Below are 21,471 nucleotides of genomic sequence, written 5' to 3'. Positions count from 1 at the left end.
CGCGGTGCGTGCCTCGGCCGCGCGGTGCGTGCCTCGGCCGCGCGGTGCGTGCCTCGGCCGCGCGGTGCGTGCCTCGGCCGCGCGGTGCGTGAGCTGCATGACCAGCCTGCCTGGAGCGGCAACTGCGTGACCGAGCCGCGCGGCGCTCGGCCGGGAGCGCCCGGCACCGGCCAGGCAGGGACGGGTAAGGCCGGTCACTATCTGGACAGGAACGGGCGCGCCGGGGCGCATCGGCCGGGCGGGGCAGGCAGGGCAGGCGAGACAGGTCACCCGCCGGGTATGGACCGGCGCGTCGGGGCCACGCGCCGTGCGGACGGGCGGTGGTCTCGGGGACCGACCGGGTCCGGAGGGCGGACGCGGACGGTGCCCGGCGTACCCGGCGCCGCGTGTTCCGGCGTGTTCCGGCGTGCTCTGGCGCGCTCTGGCGTGCTCTGGTCCGGCGTGCTCCGGCGTGCCGAGCGCACAGCGCAGCTCAACCGGACTCGTCACGGTGAGGCGAGCCGGCGACTGAGATCGACTCGGGTCCGGCAGGGCGACGGGCAGCCCTGTGGACAAGTTGTCCACAGGCTGCGAAGGATGTGGGCGGTATCCGCTTTCATGGAGGGCATGACCGACACACACACCACCGCCGACATGCCCGACTGGGAGAAGCGCTTCCGGGCGCCGCGTGTCTCCCTGCCCGACTGGGCGGAGGACGCGCCCGACCGGTCCCTCTTCGTGTCGAACGCGACGGGGACGTACGAGCTGTACGCCTGGGACCGGGCGACGGGCGGGCAGCGCCAGGTCACCGACCGACCGAACGGCACCACGGACGGGATACTCACCCCCGGCGGAGAGGCCGTCTGGTGGTTCTCGGACACCGACGGGGACGAGTTCGGCATCTGGATGCGGCAGCCGTTCCACGGCGGCGAGGACGTGCCCGCCGTGCCGGGTCTCGAGCCCTCGTACCCGGCGGGGCTCGCCATCGGCCGTGACGGCACCACCGCGGTCGTCGGCCGCTCCACCGACGAGGACGGCACCACGATCCACGTCGTTCAGGCGGGGGCGGCCCCCGTCGAGATCTACCGGCACCGGGAGTCCGCCGGGGTGGGCGACCTCTCGCACGACGGATCTCTGCTGGCGATCGAGCACACCGAGCACGGCGACGCCATGCACTCCGCACTGCGTGTGACCCGCCTCGACGGCACAACCGTGGCCGAGCTGGACGACACGGCGGGCGGCACCGTGGAGCTGGGGCTCGAGGTCCTGGGGTTCGCCCCGGTCGACGGCGACACCCGCCTGCTCGTCGGACATCAGCGGCGCGGCCGCTGGGAGCCGATGATCTGGGACGCCGCCTCCGGCGAGGAGACCGATCTCGGCATCGAGCTCCCGGGCGACGTGAGCGCCGACTGGTATCCGGACGGTTCCGCACTACTGATCGGGCACAGCTTCGAGGCCCGCGGCGAGCTGTGGCGCTACGACCTGGCGTCGCGTGCGCTGACGCAGATCGAGACACCGGCCGGCTCGGTCTCCGGCGCGACGGCCCGCCCGGACGGCAGCGTCGAGTACCTGTGGTCGTCGGCGGCGCAGCCGCCCCGGATCCGGTCCACCGCCGGAGGCGTCGTGCTCGACCCGCCGGGCATGAAGGCCCCCGCCTCTGTGCCGGTCGAGGACGTCTGGGTCGAGGGCCCGGGCGGTCGCATCCACGTCCTGGTGCAGAAGCCGGCCGGGGCAGACGGACCGCTGCCGACCGTCTTCGAGATCCACGGCGGCCCGACCTGGCACGACAGCGACTCGTTCGCCGCGGGCCCGGCGGCCTGGATCGACCACGGTTACGCGGTCGTGCGCGTGAACTACCGGGGATCGACGGGCTACGGCCGTGAGTGGACGGACGCGCTCAAGCACCGGGTGGGCCTGATCGAACTGGAGGACATCGCGGCGGTCCGCGACTGGACGGTCTCCTCGGGCCTCGCCAACCCGGAGAAACTGGTCCTCTCCGGTGGCTCCTGGGGTGGTTACCTCACCCTGCTGGGCCTCGGCACCCAGCCGGACGTATGGGCGCTCGGCCTCGCGGCGGTCCCGGTCGCGGACTACGTCACGGCGTACCACGACGAGATGGAGGCGCTGAAGGCCCTGGACCGCACGTTGTTCGGTGGCTCGCCCGACGAGGTCCCGGAGCGCTTCGCGGCCTCGTCGCCGCTGACCTACGTCGATGCGGTCCGCGCACCGGTCTACATCTCGGCCGGCGTCAACGACCCGCGCTGCCCGATACGGCAGATCGACAACTACGTGGACAGGCTCGCGGCGCGAGGAGCGGCCCACGAGGTGTACCGGTACGACGCCGGCCACGGCTCCCTCGTGGTGGAGGAACGCATCAAGCAGGTCGGGCTGGAGATCGACTTCGCCGATCGGCACCTGAAGGGGGTGGCGACGCAGCCTTGAACCACCGCCGGGCGGCCGTCGCCGGCGGCCGCCCGTAGCCACCTCCTGACGTTCACCGGACGCCCTTCGGGTGCTCTTCGGACAGCCTCCGGGTGACCTGCGGACGGCCCCGGCACGAGGAACGGCTGACGCGTTCCGTACCGTGGAGGGGTGTACCGATTCCTGCTGACGCCCCGCTGGTGGGGGATCAACGTCTTCGTCCTGCTGGCGATCCCGTTCTGCGTCTTCATGGGCTCGTGGCAGCTGGGCAGGTTCGAGGACCGCGTCGACTCCCACCGCGAGGCGGAGCGGAAGCCGGGCCCGGAACAGCAGAAGGCCGCGCCGCTCGACGAACTGCTGCCTGTCGACAAGGAGACGTCGGGCAGGCAGGCCACGGCGACAGGCCGGTACGGCGAGCAGTTCCTGGTCCCGCAGCGTGAACTCGACGGCAGGCGCGGCTCGTACGTGCTGACGCTGCTGAAGACCGAGGGCGGCCGCACGCTGCCCGTGGTCCGCGGCTGGATGCCCGAGGGCGGCCGGGCCCCGGCGGCGCCGTCCGGCGAGGTCACGGTGACCGGCGCGCTGCAGGCGTCCGAGTCGACGGGCACGGACGGGGTGCACGCCGCGGGCGGCCTGCCGAGCGGGCAACTCGGGATGATCAGCGCCGCCTCGCTGGTGAACCTGGTGCCGGACGACGTCTACGACGCGTGGGTCACGCTGTCGACGGCGGACAGCGGGCTGACGGCCGTGCCGGCGGCGGCACCGCAGAACAGCGGTCTCGACCTCAAGGCGTTCCAGAACCTCGGCTACACGGGCGAGTGGTTCGTCTTCGCCGGCTTCGTGCTCTTCATGTGGTTCCGCCTGGTCCGCCGCGAGGCGGAGGCGGCCAAGGACCGGGCCCTGGGGCTGGACCCCGCGACGGCGTGACGGCATGACTGCATGACGACATGACGGCGATACGACGTGAATTCGTGACGTCGTAAGACGTCTCGACGTCCCGGCGCGACGTACACAGCCGGCGGCGAGCCCCCGTACAGGAGCTCGGGGCGGGCCCCGAGCCCGTTACTGTCCGGCCAGCATGCCCGTGTAGTAGATCGTTCCGGCACATGCGTTGGGGACGCTCGACTGGCCGCCGACGGAGCCGCCCAGCGCGGCGTACGTGACCGTCACGCTGCCGTCCTTCACGGCGCCCTCAGTGACGAGCTGCGGCTCGACGGCGCTCCCGTCGGTCGTGCCGGTGCCGCCCTGGCTGCCACCGCCACCGCCCGCTCCGCCGCCACCGGCGGTACCGCCCTCGGACGGCGAGGGGGCGGGTGAGGCGCCCTCGGTCGGGCATGTGTCGGAGGGGACCCAGGCGAACTTCGTCTCGTACCACTTGGCCGCCGCCACGACGAGCGTGTCCGATTCCGTGGGCGCCGGGGCGGGCAGACCCGTCGCGGCGTCGCCCTCGGCGTGGCGGCTGACGCCGATACGGGTCGCGTCGGCGGCGCCCTGCGTCTGGAAACCGACGGAGGACCCGCTGGCGAGGCAGTCGGTGGCCGAGGTGTTGGTGATCCGGAAAGTGCCGTACACCTTGCCCTCGGCGTCGGGCTGGCCCAGTTCGGTGGAGACGCTCAGCTGCCCTGCCGTGCACGGCTCAACTTCGCCCGCCGCGGGCGACTGGACCGCTCCGGAGGCACCGTCCCCGAGGCCGTCGGCGGGCGGTCCGACAGGGGGGTTCGGCCCGGCGCTCGTGCCGGGAGGGATCGCGTCCCCGGTGCCCTGCGTGGGCCCCTTGACGCCGTTGTCACCGCCGGTGACGCCCGGGGCGTTGCCCGTGCCGCCCTGCGACTCCTCACCGTGCCCGGCGTTGACCGGGTTGGCACTGTCCCCGCCGCCGGAGTTCGCCACGTGCACGAAGGCGGGGACGGCGGTGCAGATCAGCAGGGCCGCCGCGGCCGCGCCGACGAGGGCCTGCCGCTTGCGTGCCCGCCGCGCCGGGACCGCCCGGCGCAGGTGGTCCAGCGCACCGGCCGAGGGTTCGATGTCGTTGACGACGCTGTGCAGCAGCCGCCGCAGCGCGTCCTCGTCCGCTCCCGTCCCCGCTCCCGTCCCCGCGGCGGTCTCGGCCCGGGTCTCCGCTCGGGCCCCCGCCCCGGTCTCCCCGCCGAAAAGCTTCCCGCCGAGGTCCTTCCCGTCGGTCGGTCCGTTGTTCACAATCTTGTTCCCAGTCCGGTCGTCAAACGGCCCGTCCGGCCCGTAATGCTCAGAATTTCCAGAACACTCGAAGCTGTCGCCGCGTCTGCTCATTTCGTGGCCTCCATGGCGACGCGCAGCGCCGCGATACCGCGTGAGCCGTACGCCTTCACGGAGCCGAGGGAGACGCCGAGCGTCTCGGCCACCTGCGCCTCGGTCATGTCGGCGAAGTACCGCAGCACCAGTACCTCGCGCTGACGGCGCTGCAGTCCTCGCATCGCCTTGATCAGCGCGTCCCGCTCCAGCTGGTCGTACGCGCCTTCCTCGGCGCTCGCCATGTCCGGCATCGGCTTGGAGAGCAGCTTGAGGCCGAGGATGCGCCTGCGCAGCGCGGAGCGGGAGAGGTTGACCACGGTCTGCCGCAGATAGGCGAGGGTCTTCTCCGGGTCCCGTACGCGATTGCGCGCCGAGTGGACCCGGATGAACGCCTCCTGGACCACGTCCTCGCAGGACGCCGTGTCGTCGAGGAGGAGCGCCGCAAGGCCCAGCAGCGACCGGTAGTGGGCGCGGTAGGTCTCGGTGAGGTGATCGACGGTGGTGCCGGCGGCCATGGCGTCGTCAGTGCCCGGCCGCTGTGACGGCACGCGGGTCGTCCGCGAAGCGGGCATGGGTGCGATCACCGGCATGCCGCCGGCCGGACGGGGTCTGCGGAGCGGGCGCACCGAAGCGCCGCGGCCCGGGGCCACCCTTGCGATGTCGAGAACCTCTGCCACGCCTGTTGGACACGCTGCCCCCCGCCAGGGTTGTACGCGTACGCCACCGCTTTTGACGGCGGACTGGATACCCGCATGCGCACCGCTCTTCCCCAATGCCCCATTTTTTCGCGACACCGTGTGCGGGTGCCGCAAAGACGCTTCCCGCCCAACTACCGGTTGCAGCAAGGGGGGTGCGAATCATCAAACATGCCGAAGCCCCAGTTCAAGTGGCACAGGCCATCGATTTCCTCACAGGGCGTCCACAGATCCTACAAAGCCCCGCACCGAATCGCGCCTGAATTGACTGCTGGGACCAACGAGATTACGAGACGCCACTGACAGCCCGGCCGTCGCCCGTCCCCGAGCCGTACTCGGCGGCCACGGCCTCGGCGATCTGGGCCGAGTTGAGGGCAGCGCCCTTGCGGAGGTTGTCGCCGCACACGAACAGTTCGAGACCGCAGGCGTCGTCCGGCGACCGCCGCACCCGCCCCACCCAGGTCGGGTCGGTCCCCACCACGTCGGCGGGCGTGGGGAAGTCGCCCGCCTCGGGGTTGTCGTAGAGCACGACTCCGGGCGAGGTGGCGAGGACCTCGTGCGCCCGGTCGACGGTGATCTCCTTCTCGAAACGCGCGTGCACCGACAGTGAGTGCGTCGTGAGCACCGGTACACGCACACAGGTCGCGGTCACCTTCAGGGCCGGCAGGTCGAGGATCTTGCGTGTCTCGGCCCGGAGTCCCAGTTCCTCCGAGGACCAGCCGTCGTCGGCGAGCGTCCCCGCCCAGGGCACCACGTTGAGCGCCAGCGGCGCGGGGAAGGGGCCGAGGTCGTCGCCCACCGCGCGCCGTACGTCTCCGGGCCCGGCGCCCAGCTCCGTACCCGCGACCAGCGACAGCTGGGTCCGCAGGGCGGCCACCGCGTCCCGGCCCGCGCCGCTGACGGCCTGGTAGGAGGAGACGACCAGCTCCTGGAGGCCGAACTCGGCGTGCAGAGCACCGACGGCGGGCAGCATGGCGAGCGTCGTGTCGTGCGGGCTCGCGACGATGCCGCGCGGGCGCAGCCGCACGGCATGGGGGTTGACCTCGGGGACGACCAGCGGGACGTCCGGGTCCATCCGGAAGGCCGGTGAGGCGTCGACGACGACGGCGCCCTTGGCAACGGCGACGGGCGCCCAGCGCTCGGACACCTCGCCCGGCACCAGGAACATCGCGACGTCGATTCCGTCGAAGACGTTCTCGCCGAGCGGGAGCACCTCGCACTCCTCCCCGCGCACGGCCAGCTTGCGGCCGGCCGAGCGCGGGGAGGCGGCGAGTCGGATCTCGCCCCAGACGTCCGCGTGCTGGGACAGGATCCGGAGCATCACCGCGCCGACCGCTCCGGTCGCTCCGACGACCGCGAGCGCCGGCTTGCGGGTCATCGCCGCACGCCTCCGTGCCGGCGGTTCATCGCCCGGTGCCGCCGTAGACGACGGCCTCGTCGGAGTCGGAGTCGAGCCCGAAGGCGCTGTGGACGGCGCGCACGGCCTCGTTGACGTCGTCGGCGCGGGTGACCACCGAGATGCGGATCTCGGAGGTGGAGATGAGCTCGATGTTCACGCCCGCGTCGGAGAGCGCCTCGAAGAACGAGGCGGTGACGCCCGGGTTGGTCTTCATCCCGGCGCCGACCAGGGAGATCTTGCCGATCTGGTCGTCGTAGCGCAGCGAGTCGAAGCCGATGGCGTTCTTCGCCTTCTCCAGGGCGTCCATGGCCTTGCGGCCGTCCGTCTTGGGGAGGGTGAAGGAGATGTCCGTCAGAGCGGTGGCGGCCGCGGAGACGTTCTGGACGACCATGTCGATGTTGATCTCGGCGTCCGCGATCGTGCGGAAGATGGCCGCGGCCTCGCCCGGCTTGTCCGGCACCCCGACGACCGTGATCTTCGCCTCGGAGACGTCGTGGGCGACTCCCGAGATGATGGCGTGCTCCACCTTCTGATCCCCTTGCGGTTCGTTGCTGACCCAGGTGCCGCGCAGTCCGGAGAAGGACGAACGGACGTGGATCGGGATGTTGTATCGGCGTGCGTACTCGACGCAGCGGTGCAGCAGCACCTTGGAGCCCGAGGCGGCGAGCTCCAGCATGTCCTCGGAGGAGATCCAGTCGATCTTCCGGGCCTTCTTCACGACCCGGGGGTCGGCGGTGAAGACGCCGTCGACGTCGGTGTAGATCTCGCAGACCTCGGCGTCCAGCGCGGCGGCCAGCGCCACCGCCGTGGTGTCGGAACCGCCACGCCCGAGCGTGGTGATGTCCTTCTTGTCCTGGGACACACCCTGGAAGCCGGCGACGATGGCGATGTTGCCCTCGTCGAGCGCCGTGCGGATCCGGCCCGGCGTCACATCGATGATGCGCGCTTTGTTGTGGACCGAGTCGGTGATGACGCCTGCCTGGCTGCCGGTGAACGACTGGGCCTCGTGGCCCAGGTTTTTGATCGCCATGGCCAGCAGCGCCATGGAGATCCGCTCTCCAGCGGTCAGCAGCATGTCGAACTCACGCCCGGCAGGGATCGGAGATACCTGCTCGGCGAGATCGATCAGCTCGTCCGTCGTGTCACCCATCGCCGACACCACGACGACCACTTGGTGGCCGTTCTTCTTGGCATCGACGATTCGCTTGGCGACCCGCTTGATGCCTTCGGCATCGGCAACGGAGGAGCCTCCGTACTTCTGCACGACAAGGCCCACGTGCGCTCCTCGCTCGGTCTTCTGCAGTCATTACTGCGGTCGGCTCAGTCTATCGAGCGACCGCGGATAGCCCCTGAGATGTCACATGGTGAGATGTCCCGCTCACTTGGTGATCACTCCGGAAGTCCCGCAAGGGCGTCCGCGGTCGCTCGGACTGGCTACTGCCCAAGAGGAACCGGGCTACGCGAGGATGTGGCCCGGCTCACACACCCGGCGGCCACGGGGAGCCACCTGGTGGGTGGGCGGGCGGCGGGCGCGGGCGGCACAGGCCCCCGCCCACCACCAGGCGGCAGGCGGCAAAGCGTAAAATGTCAGGTGCGCGCCGGGGGCGGCGTCGGCGGGAGGCGGACATGTCCCCACTCGATACACCGGTCCATGCCCTCGAGGACGGCCGGACCGCGTTCGGATTGCGGAAGTGGGCGCGCGCCTACAGCCTGTTCTCCGCCGCCGACAATCACGCCCCGCTCGCCGCCGAGGACCTCGAACGACTCGCGACAGCGGCATACCTGGTGGGCCGGGACGAGAGCAGTTCCCGCGCCTGGGAGCGGGCACACCTTGCGCTGCTGGAGGGGGGCGACGTCCCCGGAGCGGCGCGGTGCGCGTTCTGGCTCGGACTGCTCCTGGTCAATCGCGGGGAACCGGCTCGCGGCGGCGGCTGGATCGGGCGGGCGCAACGGCTGGTCGGCGAGGGTGCGGTGGACTGTGTGGAGCAGGGGTACCTCGTCGTGCCCATGGCGTTGCAGACACTGGAGAGCGGTGACGCCCCGGCGGCGTACGCCGCCTTCGGCCAGGCCGCCAAGATCGCCGACCGATTCCACGACCGTGACCTGGCGGCACTCTCACTGCTGGGCCGAGCCCAGGCGCTGATCCTGATGGGCGAGCGGGCACAGGGGCTGGGGCTGCTCGACGAGGTGATGTCCTCGGTCACCGTGGACGAGGTGTCGCCGGTCGTCGCCGGAATCGTCCAGTGCGCCGCGATCATCTCCTGCCAGCAGGTCTTCGATCTCCGCCGGGCGCAGGAGTGGGCGGGCGTACTGAGCCGCTGGTGCGCTGAGCAGCCGGATCTCGTGCCCTACCGCGGCCAGTGCCTGGTGCACCGCTCGGAGATGGCGCAGATGCACGGCGAGTGGGGTACGGCGATGACGGAGGTACGGCAGGCACTCGACAGGCTGTCGTCGCCGCCCGGGCAACCGGCGATCGGCATGGCGTACTACCAGCAGGCCGAACTGCTCCGTCTGCAAGGGGAGTTCAAGGAGGCCGAACAGGCCTACCGGCATTCGGCGGAGCACGGGCACGCGCCGCAGCCCGGGCTGGCTCTGCTGAGGCTCGCGCAGGGCCGGCCGGCTGACGCCAAGGCGGCACTGAGCCGGATCGTCGCGGACGCCCAGGACCGGCCGACCCGGACCAAGGTGCTGGCCGCGTACGTGGAGGTCGTGCTCGCCGCCGGCGAGGCGTCCGACGACAACAGGTCCGACGACGACAGGTCCGACGACAACAGGTCCGACGAGGACAGGTCCGACGTCGCGTCCGGCCACCTGTCCGCCGCCCGCACCGCCGCCGACGAACTGGCGGCTGCGGCAGCCGACTTCGACGCACCGCTGCTCCGTGCGATCTCCGCCCAGGCGACGGGGACGGTACTCCTCGCCGAGGGCGACCCCCGCGCCGCCTGTGCCGAACTGAACAGGGCCCGGCAGCTCTGGCTCGAGCTGCGGGTCCCGTACGAGGACGCCCGCACACGTGCCCTCATCGGGCTCGCCTGCCACCGTCTCGGCGACCACGACACCGCCGGTCTGGACCTGGAGGGGGCGCGCGGCGTCTTCCGTGAACTGGGCGCGGCCCCCGACCTCGCGCGTCTCGAAACGCTCGACCCGGACCGCCGCCCCGCTCCCGCGACCGCGGGCGGGCTGACGGACCGTGAGGTGCAAGTGCTCGCGCTGGCGGCGGCCGGGCGGACAAACCGCGACATCGCGGCGGAACTGGTGATCAGCGAGCACACGGTCCGCCGCCACCTGCAGAACGTCTTCGCCAAACTGGGTGTGTCCTCCCGTGCCGCGGCCACCGCGTTCGCGTACCGGCACGGGGTGCTCTGACCGGACGCCGGCAAGCGGCGCGTACACGGGAGTGGTACGTACGAACCACTCGTGCCGCATGCCGGATTGGTACAGGCGATCGATGCGGTGCCCCAACGCCCGTCCGTAGCGTCGGCAGCGTCAGGTCCGTCGGACCACGCCGTACGCCAGGAAGAGGTGGACATCATGACCACCAGCGCTGTCGTCGACGCGCGTGAGACCCTGCTCACCCCGCTCCCCGTCACCGAGCGGCACATCACCTGCGCCGGTGTCGACACCGCCGTCCTGGAGGGCGGCGACGGCCCGCCGATCGTGCTCCTGCACGGTCCTGGGGAGTGCGCGGCGCACTGGACCCGGATCCTCCCGGACCTCGTGACGACCCATCGTGTCGTCGCACCCGACCTCCCCGGGCACGGCTCCTCCGACACGGGAGAAGAGCGCCTCGACGCCGACCGTACCGTCAGCTGGCTGGAGGACCTGGTCGAGCAGACCTGCCCGTCGGCCCCCGTCGTCGTCGGACGCCTGCTCGGCGGGGCCATCGCGGCCCGCTTCGCCGCAGCCCGCCCCGACCGGCTCCAGCGCCTGATCCTGGTCGACAGCTACGGGCTGTCCCGGTTCCGGCCGAGGCCGTCGTTCGCCGTCGCCCTCGCCGGCTTCGTCGCTCGTCCTGCCCCGAGCTCCATCGACCGCCTCTTCCGCGCGTGCTCCGCCGACCCGGACCGGGTGGCACAGGAGCTGGGCGGCACACTGGAAGCGCTGAAGACGTACGCCGTCGGCACGGCCCGCACCTCCCGGCAGAAGGCCGCGATGCGGACCCTCATGCCACGGCTCGCCATGCCCGCCATCCCCGACGAAGTCCTGCGGCGGATCACCGTTCCCACCGCGCTGATCTGGGGACGGCAGGACCCTCAGACACGAGTCCGTACGGCAGAGGCCGCGAGCGCCCGCTACGGCTGGCCGCTGCACGTGATCGACCGGGCCGGTGACGAACCGCCCATGGATCAGCCGGCGGCGTTCCTCCGTGCGCTGCGCTCGGCTCTCGAAGGAAGGTGACGGTCATGACCACCCCGGCATCGACACAGCAGGCGCGGGAACAGGCGGCCTGGGACCGCATCGCACCGGGTTTCGACCGGCACGTCACGCCGCTGACCGAACCGCTGGGCGAGCAGGCCCTGCGTCTGGCAGGCGTCCGGCCCGGCATGCGTTTCCTGGACGTGGCAGCCGGCAGCGGCGCGCTGAGCATCCCCGCCGCCCGCCTCGGCGCGCACGTCACGGCGACGGACTACTCCCCCGCCATGGTCGAACGCCTCGCGGCCCGAGCGCGCGAGGAGGGCCTGGCCGCCGACGTGGACAGCCGGGTGATGGACGGCTCGGCCCTGGACTTGCCGGACGACACCTTCGACGTCGCAGGTTCGCAGAACGGCGTGTCGCTCTTCCCCGACCTGGACGGTGGACTGGCGGAAATGGTCCGCGTCATCGGACCGGCGGGGCGAGCCCTGCTCGTCGCGTTCGGATCACCGGTCCACGAGACCGAGTTCATCGCCTTCTTCTTCGGCGCGCTGCGGGCGGCGGTGCCGGGCTTCACACCGCCGACCGATCCCCCACCGCCGCCGTTCCGGCTGGTGGACCCGGAGAAGATGCGCCGCGCGATGACCGGCGCGCAGCTCACCGACGTCCGCGTCGAGACGGTGGACTGGCCCGTCAGGATTCGTTCCGCCGACCACTTGTGGGAGGTGACAGCATCCAGCCATCCGATCGCCGCCGTGCTCCTCGCCGACGTGTCGCAGGAGCGCCGGAGCGCGGCCCGTCAGGTGCTGGGCGGCATGCTCGAGGAGCGTGCGGGAGCGGACGGGGTCGCGGTGCTGCACAGCCGTATGAACATCGGCGTCGGAACGAAATGAGGTCCGTACGTGACGTCCCGCCACGGCCTTTGCCCCCGGATCAGCGGGCTCCGCGCAGTCCCTCGGTGCCCAGGATCTCCTCGACCATGACCTTGCCGGCCTCCTCGGCCAGCGCCTCCTCCGTCAGGTCCTCGTCGGTGTCGAGACCGTCCAGCTCGGCGAGCGGCTGGTCGAGGCGGACGTGGGCGACCAGGGACTGGAGTGCCCTCAGCGTCGCGGAGGCGGTCGGGCCCCAGTTGGAGAAGTAGGAGAACTGCCACCACCACAGCGCCTCGGTCGTCCGGCCCGCACGGTAGTGGGCCAGCCCGTGGCGCAGATCCATGATGATGTCCGCGAGGCTGTCGGAGATCCTCGACGGGACGGGGGCCTTGCGCGGCTCGTACGGGTCGAAGACCTCGGAGAAGACGTCGATCGGTTCCAGCATCGTCGCGAACCGCATCCGCAGGTCGTCGACGTCGGCGTCCGGACCGGTGTCGGGTTCGTACCGCTCGTCGGGGACGATGTCCTCGTGCGCACCGAGCCGGCCGCCGGTCAGCAGCAGCTGGGAGACCTCCAGCAGCAGGAACGGGATCGCGCTGTCGGGCTCGTCGCCCTTCGCGACCTCGGTGGTGGCCACGATGAAGGATTCGATCGAGTCGGCGATCTGGACGGCGAAGTCGTCCGGGTCCTGGCCCACGGCGTGCAGCATGGCGTCAGACATCGAGCAGTCGTCTCCCCTCGAAGGCACGCCCCAGCGTGACTTCGTCGGCGTATTCCAAGTCTCCCCCGACAGGGAGTCCACTGGCCAGCCTCGTGACCTTCAAACCCATGGGTTTGATCATCCGTGCGAGGTACGTGGCGGTCGCCTCGCCCTCCAGGTTGGGGTCCGTGGCCAGAATGAGCTCCGTGACCGTGCCGTCCGCGAGGCGGGCGAGCAGCTCGCGGATGCGCAGGTCGTCCGGGCCGACGCCCTCGATGGGGCTGATGGCCCCGCCGAGGACGTGGTAGCGGCCCCGGAACTCCCGGGTCCGCTCGATCGCGACGACGTCCTTGGGCTCCTCCACGACACAGATCACCGAGAGGTCGCGGCGCGGGTCGCGGCAGATGTTGCACTGCTCCTGCTGGGCGACGTTGCCGCACACCGCGCAGAAGCGGACCTTGTCCTTGACCTCGAGCAGGGCGTGGGCGAGACGGCGTACGTCGGTCGGCTCGGCCTGGAGGATGTGGAAGGCGATCCGCTGCGCGCTCTTGGGACCGACGCCGGGCAGCCTGCCCAGTTCGTCGATGAGGTCCTGGACCACGCCTTCGTACAACGGAACGCCTCTCCTCGGAGTGCTTGCTGCTTACGGTAGTTGGTGACCGGGGCCGCCAGAAGGCCAACCGCGGTACGGGATCAGAACGGCATGCCGGGCATGCCGCCGAGGCCCTGCGCCAGCGGTCCGAGCTTGTCCTGCTGGAGCTGCTGGGCGTTCTCGCCCGCGGCCTGGACGGCGGCGACGACGAGGTCCGCGAGGGTCTCCGTGTCCTCCGGGTCCACGGCCTTCGGGTCGATGACGAGGCCGCGCAGCTCGCCGGAACCCGTGACGGTGGCCTTCACGAGCCCGCCGCCGGCCTGGCCCTCGACCTCGGTCCGCGCCAGCTCTTCCTGGGCCTGAGCCAAGTCCTGCTGCATCTTCTGGGCCTGCTGGAGCAGCTGCTGCATGTTGGGCTGGCCACCACCGGGGATCACGGTCACTCCTGGCTACGTCGACGACTGAACGCGCTGTACGTTGCGGTACACCTTGAGCCTACGTGCTCACCCTGCGGCCCGCCCCACCCCGCATCGGGCAACTCTTTCGAGTGAGCGGGCAGGCCGTGTTCTCGGCGCCTTTACCTGACCAGACCCCCCGTGCGGGCGGAAATACCGGGATGGCGGGCCCACAGCCCACCATTTGGCGGTATGAAGGGCCTGCGCCGCATCAGAACGCACGCGCGCCACGTACGTCACGCGGTGTAACGTCAGCACCTTTTCAGCACCTATCCGGACCTGATAGTCAGTCCTGGGCGTCGGTCGTGGTCGTCAGTCCTGATCGTCAGCAGAGCGCAGAGGAGTGCACCGGTGAGCCAGCCGGAGATGCAGCCCGGGGGGCCGGCCCGCCGGGAGGGCGGTGAGGCGCCGCCGGATGATCTGAGAGGGCGGCCGTTCCCGCAGGGAGACTGGGGCGAGCCCGCGGCCCGGCTGGACGAGCTCTACCGCTGGGTCGTGGCGGACGCACTGCGCACGGCGGACTGGTATCTGTCCGACCGGGTCCGCAAGCGTCGCGCCGCGCGTGTGCTGCGCCTGGGCACGGCCCTGGGTGTCGTCGCGGGCTCGGCGCTCCCCCTGCTCGACCTCACCGGGGCGGTGGTCAGCGCGGCCCCGTGGGGCTACCTCTCCCTGCTGCTGGCGGCGGCCTGCCTGGCCTGCGACCGGTACTTCGGGCTGACGGCCGGGTGGATGCGGAACGTCGCCACCGCGCAGGCGGTGCAGCGGCGTCTGCAGGTTCTCCAGTACGACTGGGCGTCGGAGAGCGTGCGCGAGATCCTGGGCCCGGCGGAGGGCACCGCGAGCGAGGCGGCGGAACGCTGCCTCGGTGTGCTGCGCCGCTTCTCGGAGGACGTCGCCGACCTGGTCCGCTCGGAGACGTCGGACTGGATGACCGAGTTCCGGCCGGCTCCGGCTCCCCTTCGTATGCACACCGCGCCGGCGCCGCGGGCGGCCGGCGACGCCCAGCAGGCGCCGGGGGTCATCCAGGGCCGCTTCCCGCTCCCGCCGACCACCCGCCCGAACATGCCGAGGCAGCGCCCTCCGGAGCCGCCGCGCTGAGGCGACGGCCGGTGCCGCACAGGACGGAAAGGGCCCCCGCTCGACGGAAAGGGCCTCCGCGTCGCAGCGGGGGCTCTTGCGTCGCAGCGGGGGCTCTTGCGTCGGGCGGGGCTCTTTCGGCCGGTCAGAAGGCGCCGTTCAGGTGGTGCCAGTCGGTGGCCACCACCTCACCCGGTTCCAGTCCGCCGGTGCCGCGTCCCGAGTACACCAGCTGGCAGCCGACGCCCCGGCAGCCCTCACCGACGAAGGTGCTCCTGGTCGTGGTGGCGAGGTCCGCGCGGCCGTCGCCGGAGATGTCGCCGACGCCGAGGAGGACGTCCATGACGTTCCATCCGCCGGTTCCGATCAGCACACGGGAACCGAGGTATCCGGCCTTGCCCGGGTACAGCCACAGCTTCCCGGTGGAGGCTTCCCGGCCGATCAGGTCGGCACGGCCGTCACCGTTCATGTCACCGGCCCCGACCAGGGCGTTCATACCGTTCCAGCCGCCGGTGCCGACGAGCTTGCGCACACCGTGGGTTCCGGTCGCGGTGCCGGGGTACAGCCACAGCCTGCCCGTGGACTTCTCGACGGCCAGGAAGTCCGAGCGGCCGTCGCCCGAGAGGTCTCCGTAACCGACGATCCGGCCCATGCTGTTCCAGCCGCCGCTGCCCATGAGCTTGCGCGTGCCGAGGCTGCCGGTGCCGGTGCCGGGGTAGAGCCACAGCTTGCCGGTGGACGCCTCGCGGGCGATCAGGTCCTCCCGGCCGTCGCCGTTGAAGTCGCCGTGGCGGGCGAGGGCGTCCATGGCGTTCCAGCCGGCGGTGCCGATCATCCGTCCGGTGCCGTCGCCGGGCAGGAACCAGAGCCGGCCCGCCCTGTCCCTGACGATGACGTCGGCCCTGCGGTCGGCGTCGAGGTCGCCGAAGCCCGCCGCCGTGGGCGCGGTGCCCGCGTACCACTGGGGGTAGGCCGGGTAGGCGCATTCCCGCTCGGTCGGCACGAGCCTCACGGAGCTGACGGAGCCGTGCGAGTACCCCCACTCGGTGCCCGCGGGGTCGGGGCTCCACACGGAGACGTTGCCGGCCAGGCCATAGTTCGGATCGTCGTACAGGCAGGCGAACTTCGACGTGTGGTTCACGACCGAGTGGAACGTGTTGTCCCAGGACCCGAGCGTCGCCGTGTTGGTGTTCGTCCTGAACATGGTGCCTGTGCCGTTGTCGCTCTTCCAGGCACAGAAGTAGCCCGCCGGGCAGTCGCTGATCGCGGCCTGTGCGGGCGCCGCACTCGCGCCGAGAAGCCCGAGCGAGGTGAGCCCCAGCGTCGTGGCCAGTGCGGCCAGGCGCCGAAGCAGTGATACGCGCATGTGTTCCCTCCCTGAAGCGGCGCGGAGAGAACCTCGACGCGCCGCTCCAGGAAGATACCTCGCCGTCGGGATCAGGCCACCATGGAATTCGCCCTCCCCGGGACGGGCCCGGTTCCGGCCGACGCCATCCGTCGTCCGTGTTCCGTCACCGCGACGGCCGGCGCTCCTTGTTCGAGGTCAGCGCCCGCGTCACGATCGGGGGCAGCACCTCCCGTGCCACCCTGCGGGCCAGCGACGGCCGGCGACGAGCCGGTGCCACCGCCGGCTCGGGGGCCACCGGCTCGGGGGCGGCCGCGACGGGCGCCGTCTCCGCGGGCAGTGGTTCGGGCCGGGGAAGGGGCTCGTGGCGGGACTCCGGATGACGCGGGGTGCCCGTCGACCTGTTCGCCTTGACACGGATGAGAGGGCGCCCGGCGACTTCCTCCACCCCGTGCCACATGTCCGTACGCCCGGCGAGCCACTCGAGCAGCTCCTCGCGCACCGGGTCCGGGTCGCCCCAGGTCCCGTACAGCTTGGTGCCGGTGATGACGATCGGCCGCAGGTCCGTCGTCGGCAGCGCGCCCCACACCGCGGCCGCGACACCCGGGCAGTGCTCGGCCCTGAAGTCGTCGAAGGCGACGATCCCCTCGGGCACGAGGAGCTTGCGGGCGGCCTGGATGTCGAGGTGCACGTGTTCGTACAGGTGGGAGGCGTCGACATGCACGAAACGGCAGCTCGCCGCCGCGACCTCGGACGTGATGACCGAGGTCGGGGCCTGGACCAGGGTCGGCAACCGGTCGTGGAACGAGAGGTAGTTGGCCTCGAAGGCGCGTCTGGTCAGCGTGGAGTACGAGCGGTCCATCTCGGCGGAGTTGGAGTCGTCCGGTGCGGGAGAGTCCCACAGGTCGCAGACGGTGAACGTCTCCCCCTCGCGCAGATAGCTCCCCAGGAAGACGGAGCTCTTGCCGAGATAGGCCCCGAGCTCCACCATGTCACCCTTCTGACCGGTGGCGTCCTGCCGTGCCAGGAACCAGTCGAAGAGAAGTTGATCGGCCGGCCAGAACCAGCCCTTTACGTCGTCGAACCGCTCCGGCCGCGGGAGTTCTTCCTCGGCGGCCGCTGCCTCGGCGGAGGCACTCGTCTGTGACATGCCCCGGTCCTACCGGGACAAGGTGACCGACAGCCGTCGGGCACCTGTCCGGCGTCTGACCGCCCGGCACACGGGCGGTCACGTCAACTGAAGATGATCATCGAACCCTGGCCGAGACTCCTGGTCGCCGCCGCGTGCAGCCCCAGCCAGACGTGCCGCTCACGGGCGAACGGGCTCTCGTCGTACGGGATGGGCCCCGCCGGCTCCTCCAAGGCGGTGGGGCGCTCCGGCGGCTGAGGCGCGGCCGGCGGGTTCGCCGGGTCGATACCGATGGAAGGGGCCACGTACTCGAGCTCGCGCAGCAGGCCCTGGGTGGAGCCCAGGGGACCGCCCCCCTCGAGGAGTTCGTCGTTGAACAGCGGACTCGCGAAGTCGACAGGGACGTACGCGCCCGCGTGGTCGTAGTGCCACACCAGGTGCGACTGCTGCGCCGTCGACTCGAACATCTCCAGCAACTGCTCGTAGTCGCCGCCCAGTTCGTCCACCGGTGTCACTGCGAGCCCGCACAGCTGCAGCAGATAGGCGCGGCGCAGGAAGTGCAGCGCGTCGTAGTCGAACCCGGCGACCGGCGCGACATCGCCCGACAGGCCCGGCATGTAGGCGAACACGGGCACCGTCGGAAGGCCCGCGCCGGTCAGTGCCTTGTCGTAGGAGGCGATCTCTTCGGCGAACGGATTGTCGGGGCTGTGGCACAGCACATCGACAAGGGGGACCAGCCACAGGTCACAGGCCAAGGGAGGGCTCGCTCTCAGCAGTTCGGGCACGCGGGTGCGGTTGAGGGTCCCGGGGCCGTGCGGACACGAGGTCGGTGGCCCCGGGTGGAGGAAACGTGAAGAAAGACGATGGTCGGGACAGCGTAATGCGGTGGGAGCGGCCCGCGAAGGTGCCGTTCAGCACGATTTCGCACGGTCCGGTCCCCCCTTGTCACACCTCTCCCACGTCCCATACCCACACCCCGGCCACCCTCTCCCCCGGTCGGCCCAGCAGTTTCTCCACCGTCTCGTACAGCGGCCCCTCGTTGTACTGCGGCGCCAGCACCACCACGCCCGCGTTCCACGCCTCGAGGTCGTGGCGGGCCTGGGCCTGCCAGTTGGGGCCGATCACCGGTACGCGGCCGGAGTTGCGGACGTCTCTCAGGAGGTTGGAGGTGTGCCTGGGGGTCGCACCGTAGATGCCGATACGGTCCGGCCCCCACGGGCCGTTGAAGTAGCCGCCCGCCACCTTGAAGCCCAGTCCGGTCGCCGACTGCCAGTACAGCGCCTCCGCGCTGCCCGGGTCCGGCAGCGGCACGGTGACCAGGGACTCGCCCTCCGCGAGGTACTTCTCGTACGTGCCCTGCGCGACGAAGCCCGGTACAGGGGGCCGTTCGCGTACGGGATACGGGGTCGGCAGCACGGGAACGAGTGCCGCCGCCAGGGCGGCGAACCCCAGCCCGCGCAGCATCGGCCGCCAGGCCGTCAGCCGCTGAGCCGTCAGCGCGAGCAGTATCCCGAGGGCCGGTGCGCAGATCATCGCGACCCGCGACTCGATGACCGACTCGAACAGCGGCTGGTGGGCAAGCGCCCGCCAGGGGCCGGTCAGCACGATGTCCGTGTACGGGATGCGGAACTTCGGACCGAGGGAGAGAAGGGCCGCGGCGACCGCCGTGAAGGCGAGCGCTTTGACCAGCGGCCGCCGCCACAGGCGGATCACGATGGCGACGGCGAGCGCGATCAGCGGCCAGCCGAAGAAGGCGTTCTGCTCGGTGCGGTTCATGGCGAGCGGGTCCGCCCCGGCGTCGGAGCCCAGCAGCGCCCGGCCGGAGAACTGCAGGAAGGCGAGCGGACTGTTGCCGGCGTTGTCGCCGTGCAGCACGCTCTTGTAGCTCTGCGGCCCGAAGAACTGCCAGCCCAGCGGGAACGCCACCAGCGGCAGACACACCAGCAGCGCGATGCCCGTGCCGCGCAGCAGCGGCCGCCATGCCGTGCGGGCCACGTCACGGGCGGCGAGCGCGTACGAGAGCACGAACAGCAGCAGCCCCATCGCGGCCAGCAGCAGCGGCTCCTCGCCGAGGAAGATCTGGTACGTGGCGAACAGGCCCAGCAGCACACCGTCCCGCCGGACGTCGTGCCCCTCGCACAGACGCAGCACCCGGTCGATGATCACCGGGATCATGAACAGGACCAGGAAGTTGGGGTGGGCGTTGCCGTGCGACATCATCGGCGGCGCGAACGCGGCGAAGGCCCCGCCGAGCGCGGCGGCCCAGCGGTTGGGGACGGTCCACCGGGCGATCAGCCGGTACCAGGCGGTCGCGGTGGCGGCGAGCCCGAGGGTGAGGACGAGCGCCCAGGTGACGGTCGGACCGAAGGCGAGGGTGACCGGGGTGAAGGGCACGGACAGGCCGAGCATCACCGTGTTGGCCATCAGGTTCACGCCGTCGGGATTGTTCTGGAGGGTCGTGAAGAGCGGGTTGCGCAGATGGACGACGTTGTCGGCGGTGACGGCGAAGAACCACTCCCACTGGTTCTGGTCCTGTCCCGCGTCACGGATGTAGGCGCGGTCCAGGTCCGTCCACAGGCCCTTGTAGAGCAGTACGGAGGCGACCAGGAACAGCCCCGTGACGGCCAGGTCCACCCGGCGCACCTCACGGGCGCGCAGCCGCAGCAGTTCCAGCAGCACCTTGGCGTAGTCCGCGGGTCTTACCTTGGAACCCGTCCGGTGCGACCAGCGGACCGGGACCTCTGTGACGGGCCATGTCTCGCGGCGGAAGAAGCGCAGGATCTCGACGTCGATGCCCCAGCCGTCGAGCCTGGAGTCGGCGAACGCGGTGCGGGCCCTGTCGCCGTCGAACAGTTTGAAGCCGCACTGGGTGTCGCGGATGCCGGGCACCGCGACCGCCCGTATCAGCCGGTTGCCCATCCGGCCGAGCCACTCCCGCCCCCGCCGCTGGTGCACCTCGATCCGGGCGTCGGGGTGGGCGCGCGACCCGATCACCGCGGCGGCGCCGGAACCCTCGAGCTCCGCCTCGAGCCGGTCGAGCTCCTCGATCGGCGTCGCCATGTCCGCGTCCATGACCAGCACCCGGCGGCCGTACGAGGCCAGTACGCCCAGGCGCAGGGCGCTGCCCTTGCCGTGGTTCGTCCCGCTCGACACGAGCTGGATCCGCGGTTCCTCCTCCGCCGCCTCCTGGGCGATCTTCGCGGTGGCGTCGGTGGACCCGTCGTCGACGACTATCAGCTCCCACGCGCCCCACCGCTGCGGATCCGCCCGCAGGTACGCGCAGACCGCGTCCAGCGTCGGCCTCAGCCGTGCCTCCTCGTTGTACGCCGGCACGACGACGCTCAGATCCACGCTCACCGCTCTTGACGCCCCCGCCGTTCGCGTTGCTGAAGCCGGTCCGCCCACGCCAGCGCGTGGTCGTTGTACGCGCGGATCGCGGCGCGTACGCCGTCCGCGTCGCGCCTGGTCACCGCGTCGATGACGTCCTGGTGACCGGCCCAGAGCCAGTCGGACAGCTCCGGATCGGCGCGCAGGAGCGGTACGGCGAACACCCATGCCTGCACCCGCAGCCGGTGCAGGAAGTCGCAGATGTATCGGTTCGCCACCAGTGCGCCGAGTTCACGCCAGAAGCGCAGGTCGTAGCCGATCAGGATGTCCAGGTCCCCGGCGCGCGCCGCCCGTGCGGCTTCCTCGGCCCGGCGCCGCACGGACAGCAGCGCCTCCGGGGTGTGCCGGCACGGCGTGGAGCCGTCGATCCGGCCGAAGAGCGCGTCCACGACCAGCGACCGCGTGTCCACCATGGTCCGGTAGTCGTCGACGGAGAACTGGTGCACCTTGAAACCGCGGTGCTGGTCGGAGTCGAGCAGCCCCTGGGCGGAGAGATCGACCAGGGCCTCGCGCACGGGCGTCGCCGAGACGCCGTACTGCTCCGCGATCTCCTTGACCGTGAACTCCTGGCCCGGCTGCATACGCCCTGCGAGGACCTCGTCACGGAGAGCATCGGCGATCTGTTGCCGCAGGGTGCTGCGGGTGACGGCGCTCGCATTGCCGTTCCCGCCGCCGTTGCCGCTGCCGTAGCCGGGCATCGTGGGCTTCTCCTTCGCCTTCGGTCCCGGACACGATAGGCCAGGGGTGATGCGCGCCGGGTGCCCGGCGTACGGTCGGGGCGGTCGAGGCCGTTCCG

Annotated in this window: 18 protein-coding genes; 6 read left to right on the top strand and 12 right to left on the bottom strand. The window is 71.3% G+C overall.

All coding sequences use genetic code 11. The features are described from left to right. The first annotated feature begins 597 nt into the window (after positions 1 to 597). Together ACFYV1_RS17225 and ACFYV1_RS17220 are read left to right on the top strand one after the other, a co-directional pair. Positions 598 to 2,421 (top strand): prolyl oligopeptidase family serine peptidase, encoded by a 1,824-nt coding sequence (locus tag ACFYV1_RS17225; RefSeq protein ID WP_389396451.1) that lies wholly within the window; start codon positions 598 to 600, stop codon positions 2,419 to 2,421. Positions 2,422 to 2,571: 150 nt separating this feature from the next. Continuing rightward, a complete protein-coding gene (locus ACFYV1_RS17220; RefSeq protein ID WP_389396289.1) occupies positions 2,572 to 3,327 on the top strand; it encodes an SURF1 family protein in 756 nt (251 codons plus the stop codon). A 135-nt stretch (positions 3,328 to 3,462) separates the two neighbouring features. Here ACFYV1_RS17220 and ACFYV1_RS17215 read toward each other — a convergent pair whose 3' ends face one another. The 4 genes from ACFYV1_RS17215 to ACFYV1_RS17200 form a co-directional block, all read right to left on the bottom strand. Further along, positions 3,463 to 4,596: a hypothetical protein gene (locus ACFYV1_RS17215; RefSeq protein WP_389396288.1), complete on the bottom strand. Its 1,134-nt coding sequence runs from the start codon at positions 4,594 to 4,596 to the stop codon at positions 3,463 to 3,465. 89 nt (positions 4,597 to 4,685) lie between these two features. After that, positions 4,686 to 5,348 carry a SigE family RNA polymerase sigma factor gene (locus ACFYV1_RS17210; RefSeq protein ID WP_389396287.1) on the bottom strand — a complete coding sequence of 221 codons (663 nt, stop codon included), beginning with the start codon at positions 5,346 to 5,348 and terminating at the stop codon, positions 4,686 to 4,688. Positions 5,349 to 5,652: 304 nt separating this feature from the next. After that, a complete protein-coding gene (locus ACFYV1_RS17205; protein WP_389396286.1) occupies positions 5,653 to 6,744 on the bottom strand; it encodes an aspartate-semialdehyde dehydrogenase in 1,092 nt (363 codons plus the stop codon). A 25-nt stretch (positions 6,745 to 6,769) separates the two neighbouring features. Beyond that, positions 6,770 to 8,041, bottom strand: coding sequence for an aspartate kinase (locus ACFYV1_RS17200; RefSeq protein ID WP_389396285.1), 1,272 nt, complete (start codon positions 8,039 to 8,041; stop codon positions 6,770 to 6,772). Between the two features lie 350 nt (positions 8,042 to 8,391). Between ACFYV1_RS17200 and ACFYV1_RS17195 the strand changes: the two genes are divergently transcribed. The 3 genes from ACFYV1_RS17195 to ACFYV1_RS17185 all read left to right on the top strand — a co-directional run bounded on the left by ACFYV1_RS17195 (position 8,392) and on the right by ACFYV1_RS17185 (position 12,011). Continuing rightward, complete coding sequence (locus ACFYV1_RS17195) at positions 8,392 to 10,131, top strand: LuxR C-terminal-related transcriptional regulator (protein WP_389396284.1); 1,740 nt, start codon at positions 8,392 to 8,394, stop codon at positions 10,129 to 10,131. Between the two features lie 165 nt (positions 10,132 to 10,296). Beyond that, complete coding sequence (locus ACFYV1_RS17190) at positions 10,297 to 11,163, top strand: alpha/beta fold hydrolase (RefSeq protein ID WP_389396283.1); 867 nt, start codon at positions 10,297 to 10,299, stop codon at positions 11,161 to 11,163. 5 nt (positions 11,164 to 11,168) lie between these two features. Continuing rightward, on the top strand, positions 11,169 to 12,011 hold the full coding sequence (locus ACFYV1_RS17185; protein WP_389396282.1) for a class I SAM-dependent methyltransferase: 843 nt from the start codon (positions 11,169 to 11,171) through the stop codon (positions 12,009 to 12,011). A 40-nt stretch (positions 12,012 to 12,051) separates the two neighbouring features. Here the strand turns inward: ACFYV1_RS17185 and ACFYV1_RS17180 are convergent, their stop codons facing one another. From ACFYV1_RS17180 to ACFYV1_RS17170, 3 genes are all read right to left on the bottom strand, one after another. Further along, positions 12,052 to 12,711 (bottom strand): DUF5063 domain-containing protein, encoded by a 660-nt coding sequence (locus tag ACFYV1_RS17180; protein WP_389396281.1) that lies wholly within the window; start codon positions 12,709 to 12,711, stop codon positions 12,052 to 12,054. Continuing rightward, complete coding sequence (gene recR, locus ACFYV1_RS17175; RefSeq protein WP_188276897.1) at positions 12,704 to 13,303, bottom strand: recombination mediator RecR; 600 nt, start codon at positions 13,301 to 13,303, stop codon at positions 12,704 to 12,706. The genes ACFYV1_RS17180 and recR overlap by 8 nt, the downstream gene beginning before the upstream one ends. A gap of 80 nt (positions 13,304 to 13,383) precedes the next feature. Next, positions 13,384 to 13,719: a YbaB/EbfC family nucleoid-associated protein gene (locus tag ACFYV1_RS17170; RefSeq protein ID WP_389396280.1), complete on the bottom strand. Its 336-nt coding sequence runs from the start codon at positions 13,717 to 13,719 to the stop codon at positions 13,384 to 13,386. A gap of 369 nt (positions 13,720 to 14,088) precedes the next feature. Here ACFYV1_RS17170 and ACFYV1_RS17165 point away from each other — a divergent pair, with 369 nt between their 5' ends. Beyond that, the gene (locus tag ACFYV1_RS17165; RefSeq protein WP_389396279.1) at positions 14,089 to 14,835 is read left to right on the top strand and encodes an SLATT domain-containing protein; all 747 of its coding nucleotides are present in this window, start codon (positions 14,089 to 14,091) and stop codon (positions 14,833 to 14,835) included. A gap of 124 nt (positions 14,836 to 14,959) precedes the next feature. Here the strand turns inward: ACFYV1_RS17165 and ACFYV1_RS17160 are convergent, their stop codons facing one another. The 5 genes from ACFYV1_RS17160 to ACFYV1_RS17140 form a co-directional block, all read right to left on the bottom strand. Then, a complete protein-coding gene (locus ACFYV1_RS17160; protein WP_389396278.1) occupies positions 14,960 to 16,180 on the bottom strand; it encodes an FG-GAP-like repeat-containing protein in 1,221 nt (406 codons plus the stop codon). 145 nt (positions 16,181 to 16,325) lie between these two features. Next, positions 16,326 to 17,309: a class I SAM-dependent methyltransferase gene (locus ACFYV1_RS17155; protein WP_389396277.1), complete on the bottom strand. Its 984-nt coding sequence runs from the start codon at positions 17,307 to 17,309 to the stop codon at positions 16,326 to 16,328. 83 nt (positions 17,310 to 17,392) lie between these two features. Continuing rightward, positions 17,393 to 18,043: a hypothetical protein gene (locus tag ACFYV1_RS17150; RefSeq protein ID WP_389396450.1), complete on the bottom strand. Its 651-nt coding sequence runs from the start codon at positions 18,041 to 18,043 to the stop codon at positions 17,393 to 17,395. A 190-nt stretch (positions 18,044 to 18,233) separates the two neighbouring features. Beyond that, the gene (locus ACFYV1_RS17145; protein ID WP_389396276.1) at positions 18,234 to 20,645 is read right to left on the bottom strand and encodes a dolichyl-phosphate beta-glucosyltransferase; all 2,412 of its coding nucleotides are present in this window, start codon (positions 20,643 to 20,645) and stop codon (positions 18,234 to 18,236) included. Beyond that, positions 20,642 to 21,373, bottom strand: a complete 732-nt coding sequence (locus ACFYV1_RS17140) for a GntR family transcriptional regulator (RefSeq protein WP_389396275.1) — start codon at positions 21,371 to 21,373, stop codon at positions 20,642 to 20,644. The genes ACFYV1_RS17145 and ACFYV1_RS17140 overlap by 4 nt, the downstream gene beginning before the upstream one ends. Between the last annotated feature and the right edge of the window lie 98 nt (positions 21,374 to 21,471).

The organism is Streptomyces sp. NPDC003023, assembly GCF_042888225.1.
In the GTDB taxonomy this organism is placed as follows: domain Bacteria; phylum Actinomycetota; class Actinomycetes; order Streptomycetales; family Streptomycetaceae; genus Streptomyces.
This window is presented reverse-complemented; position numbering and strand designations above follow the sequence as displayed.